Annotated in this window: 5 protein-coding genes; 2 read left to right on the forward strand and 3 right to left on the reverse strand. The window is 47.8% G+C overall.

Features of this window, described 5'->3' with window-relative positions; genetic code table 11:
• Together AB1S50_RS19100 and AB1S50_RS19105 are read left to right on the forward strand one after the other, a co-directional pair.
• Positions 1-239 (forward strand): hypothetical protein (locus AB1S50_RS19100; RefSeq protein WP_367152826.1); only part of this gene is annotated, 239 nt, incomplete at its 5' end.
• A gap of 199 nt (positions 240-438) precedes the next feature.
• Positions 439-1,029: a hypothetical protein gene (locus tag AB1S50_RS19105; protein ID WP_367152827.1), complete on the forward strand. Its 591-nt coding sequence runs from the start codon at positions 439-441 to the stop codon at positions 1,027-1,029.
• A 350-nt stretch (positions 1,030-1,379) separates the two neighbouring features.
• Here AB1S50_RS19105 and AB1S50_RS19110 read toward each other — a convergent pair whose 3' ends face one another.
• The 3 genes from AB1S50_RS19110 to AB1S50_RS19120 all read right to left on the reverse strand — a co-directional run.
• Entirely contained in the window at positions 1,380-1,772 is a 393-nt protein-coding gene (locus tag AB1S50_RS19110) for a DUF1428 domain-containing protein (RefSeq protein ID WP_367152828.1), read from the reverse strand.
• A 158-nt stretch (positions 1,773-1,930) separates the two neighbouring features.
• Positions 1,931-2,272, reverse strand: coding sequence for a hypothetical protein (locus AB1S50_RS19115; protein WP_367152829.1), 342 nt, complete (start codon positions 2,270-2,272; stop codon positions 1,931-1,933).
• Positions 2,273-3,951: 1,679 nt separating this feature from the next.
• Positions 3,952-4,077, reverse strand: a 126-nt coding sequence (locus tag AB1S50_RS19120; RefSeq protein ID WP_367152251.1) for a transposase domain-containing protein, incomplete at its 5' end; no start/stop codon positions are given.

Genomic DNA, 4,077 nt, shown 5'->3' on the forward strand with positions numbered 1-4,077 from the left:
TAGTCCGTCTTGAAGGCGGGGAAAGCTCGCCACCAAGGCCCGTAAGGGTAAAAAATGGCCTTAAATCGTCTATTTGGGCCGAGAATTGCGGATTCAAACGATTACCGTGTTTGAATCTGGCTGAAAATCAACAGCCTGCTAGTGCAAACCTCTATTGCCTGATTGAGATAGCGAAGAATTTGGAGGTTGTTTTTATAAATCTCCCGGACACAAAGGCCAATGATGATATTAAGAAATAGATGCCTTGGTCACTCAAGGAAGAATTGCCAGGTAAGGCACCTGCTTAAATACGAATTTTATAGCAGGCGCAGATCAGATATTACAGCGTTGCGCAATTAGGCTTGTTTGCCAAGGCAATTTAAGGTATAAATTTTAACTCAAATTATTTCCATGTAATCGTTCGTGATTCTTTATAAGATTTATAATTTTGGATCTATTATGAGTAAGATTAGCTTGCCGAGCATACTAATTCCCCTATTTTTACTAACCACGCTTTTTAGTTTGGCAGCCAGGGGCGATGACACTATAGAGTCAGTATCTGGCATTGGGATTTCCTTTGATGCTAAGTCGACAACAGTGGAAGATCATCAGGTTATTCTCGGACATAAGATTGATCGTAAACTCAAAGAAGCACTAAAGACTAAGATAGTTGATAGTGGCCGATACAATGCAGACAGTAATATAAAGCTTTGGGTTTCATTTTCAGGCTATCGACTTGAGCCTGAAATGAAGCTACATGAAGTTGATAAATTGAGCGCGCATTTACTATTTGTGAAAGGAAATAAAACTATTAAACGGGTAGATGATGTTACGGTTTATATAAAGATGAAAGATGTGTATAGCCCTAAAATCACTCACTCGGATGAACGGGTTCATATAAGTGCGGTTACTTACACGGGCATCGAATCAAGAGTAGATGGTCTTGTCAGGGCGTTAGCAAATAGAATCGATAATACAATTAATCATATCGTACCTGAAACGGATAGATTTGGTGGTGTAAAAGGTGGATTTGGTAGATCTCGCAGGTGATGCAGAGTCCTGTGTCAGCCAACAACCTTAGAGGCTGATGTGCTTTTCTATTGACCCCCCGGGAAGTGGTTCGCCAGCTGGGGCAACTTGAGGCTTCTATTTTGGATTGGATGCGTCCAGCGCTTGGGGTTTTTAGTATACCGACATACAGCAGCTTGAGTAAGCTGTTCCCGCTGACGAACCTACCCTTGTGTTGGTCAGCTTGCGGAACCGGCGGTGGACGGCTTGGACCGTGTTGGTAGTCTAAATCGCTTTACGCACCACCTGTCCGCGACATTTAAAGTAGGAGAGCAGGATAGGCCGCTTGTTTTGAATCCCGAGCGCACTGTGCGGCTTTGTGCTGGCACCTGCTATGGGGTAATCGAATTCGATAAGTGCAGCAGCGGCCGGAACCCACCGTACATCATCCGTTTGGCATCAAAAATCGGCCTCGATGCATGGGTCAGGGGATTGATCAAATCCTCCATCCTCGGGTCGGCTGCGACTTTCTCATTTATAAGATCGCGGGCCTCACGGGATTCAAATACAATCCAACCAAAGATGATGGCTTCATCCTCTTTTGCGTTCGCCATATCAGCGAAAGGCCGGGTGCCCTGCAAACTAAAATCGTCACCTACATATTCTGAATAATCCAGTGCACCATGTTCCTTCCAGATCTCCGCGACCTTTTCTACAACTTCTCTATAGAATTTAAGCCGGTCGCGGGGTACGGGGAGTACAAATCCGTCGATATAGTGTGTCATATTATCTACCAATCTTATTATTTTGGGTTTATGTCCTGTCGTAGAACGATCAAATTACTCTATTGAAATTGCTCTAATTGGTATTATTAGAGCAAAACTTGAAGCGATGGAAAACACGCCCAGTTTAAGCAGCTTGTCAGGTTCTTTTTTGGCAGAACTTAACTGCTGACTATTTCCACGGGACCGTGATCATCGCAATGACCATCATGAACGTGATGCAAACGACCATTTACTATGTAATCCACATGATCTTCATGTGGCACAGCTTCATGTCCGCAATCAGGGCCGTGAATATGACCATCACAATCATCTACTGGCGAACATGTATTAGGGTTTTTTTCGCTTACCTGAATGACATGTTCATCACAATGATCGCCATGCGGATGATGAAGATGACCATCATACACATAGTCCACATGGTCGTTATGTCGAATTGCTGTGTGGCCACAATCCGGACCATGAATATGCTCTGGATGAGCGTGCGTATTTGAACATTTCATACGTATTCTCTCGCGTATTAGGCGCGTAAATTAACTTTAGATTAACTTACCCCATCATTCAAAGTAGTCTCATCTTGCGGAGAGCCCAGCCCCTTATATTGGGATTGCCATAATCGCTGTTCTGGTGAATAGGCAGCAGGAATGAATTACGTACAACTTATAAAAATTTCGCTTAAAAATCAGTTAGTTAGGGAAATTAAATGCAATCGCGAGCGATGGAGAAGCGACCAACCACACCACTATCCCGGAATATGCCACTACTTGTAACCCATTGTATTTCCGCGTTTTTTCGACGTGACTATGCCTCTAGCAGGTTGTTGAAAAAGGCACCCTGCCCGTTTCAAAACACGAAAAGCGAAAAATGTGATTTTCACTTTTCTCCCAAAATCAACGACTTAGGCGTCGTCGATTTTGCCGGAACATCCATATTCCGGTAGCAGGCGTCGAAATTCTTCGAATTTCAACAGCCTGCTAGTGGAGTTAGTGGGCCGGATGAGCGAAATGCCGATACTTGGCCCGGCGGATTTGCTGCCAAGTCGCCCTATTATCCGGGCACCAGTGTGGCCGGGGCCTCCTCCCTCTCGCCCCTTGAGGTCTCTTACAGAGGCAGCCGGTGCAATACCGGCCTCTGCAATTGCCCCTTGGCCAATCATGGGACCAATATGAACGGCAGATCACCCTGACATCTGGAGTGTACTTACCTTTCCGCGGCGACAACAGGGAAGGGTAAGCGCTTGGGATGCTGCCGGGCCGCAGGGACCCCAAAAAGCACGGGGGGTCAGGATCGTTTTCGTTTGGTCGGTTTCAGCGGGGCTGGGGCTGGGGCTGGTGTATGGGAGGAGGGGAATATGGCTTCATGGTCCGCCAGCTCCCAGGCGTGCTCCTGCAGCTGAAATAAGCGTTTGAGCCATAGGGGCCGGCCGCTCTCGCATGGCTCAATTTCCAAATCCACAATATCGTCGTGGATGCCTACGGGCGTGATGATATAAAAACTTTGCAGTCGTAATGACTTAGACAATCGACAGGGGAATACAGGCATCTTTTTAGGCTCCTTGAATCGCCTGTGACGGAGAGGCGCTGACAGCGGGATTGGCTTTGCGCCAGTTCTCTCGCCGCAGGCGCGGTCCTTGGGGAAAAGAAACGATAAATCCGGGGAGAGGTTGCGCTGCCAGGGCGGTGCGCGGCTAAAGTAAAGCACCACACCAATGGTCGCGCTACGCCACAGGACACCCCGGCGCCAGGGGCGGGGGTGGCCAGTCGGGCCCGGCTTCAGGGGGAACCTTATTGAAGACGAGCGAATGTGTGGCGTATCATCCAAGACAGCCTCGCTAGATAGTTTCGTTATCTTTCGGGGTTAGCCATCTCTCGGTGTTACAGCACCGGGAGGTGGCGCTTACGCCTTATTTACGCGGTCATGATGTGGTCCTTTGTCACGATAATGAAGCTGTTTTGTCGTTATGGATTGCCCGCGAGCGCTGCCGCTATTGGGCACCTCGCGGGTTGCACAATGAGGATTACAGTATTCTTTAGCTGCTTTTTATCTATTTTTTTCGCTGATATTTGGCTGGTTTTTGCTTTATTTCTTCAGCCCGCACCGGTTTAGCGGCTGGACGCCAGGGCAGCAGACCTACGGTATTCGCATTTTGCAAATAATTCAATCAAGCGTAAGCGTCCGGGCATCACACCTTGTCAGCAGGAACCCAGTTATGGGGCAGCAGCTCGCCGATAGCACTGGCGCGATGCATCGGTAATCGCTGCATCACATCTTTCAGATACGCAAAGGGATCATGACCATTCAGCTTGGC

Origin of the sequence: Microbulbifer discodermiae (assembly GCF_040742695.1) — a bacterium.
Lineage (GTDB): Bacteria > Pseudomonadota > Gammaproteobacteria > Pseudomonadales > Cellvibrionaceae > Microbulbifer.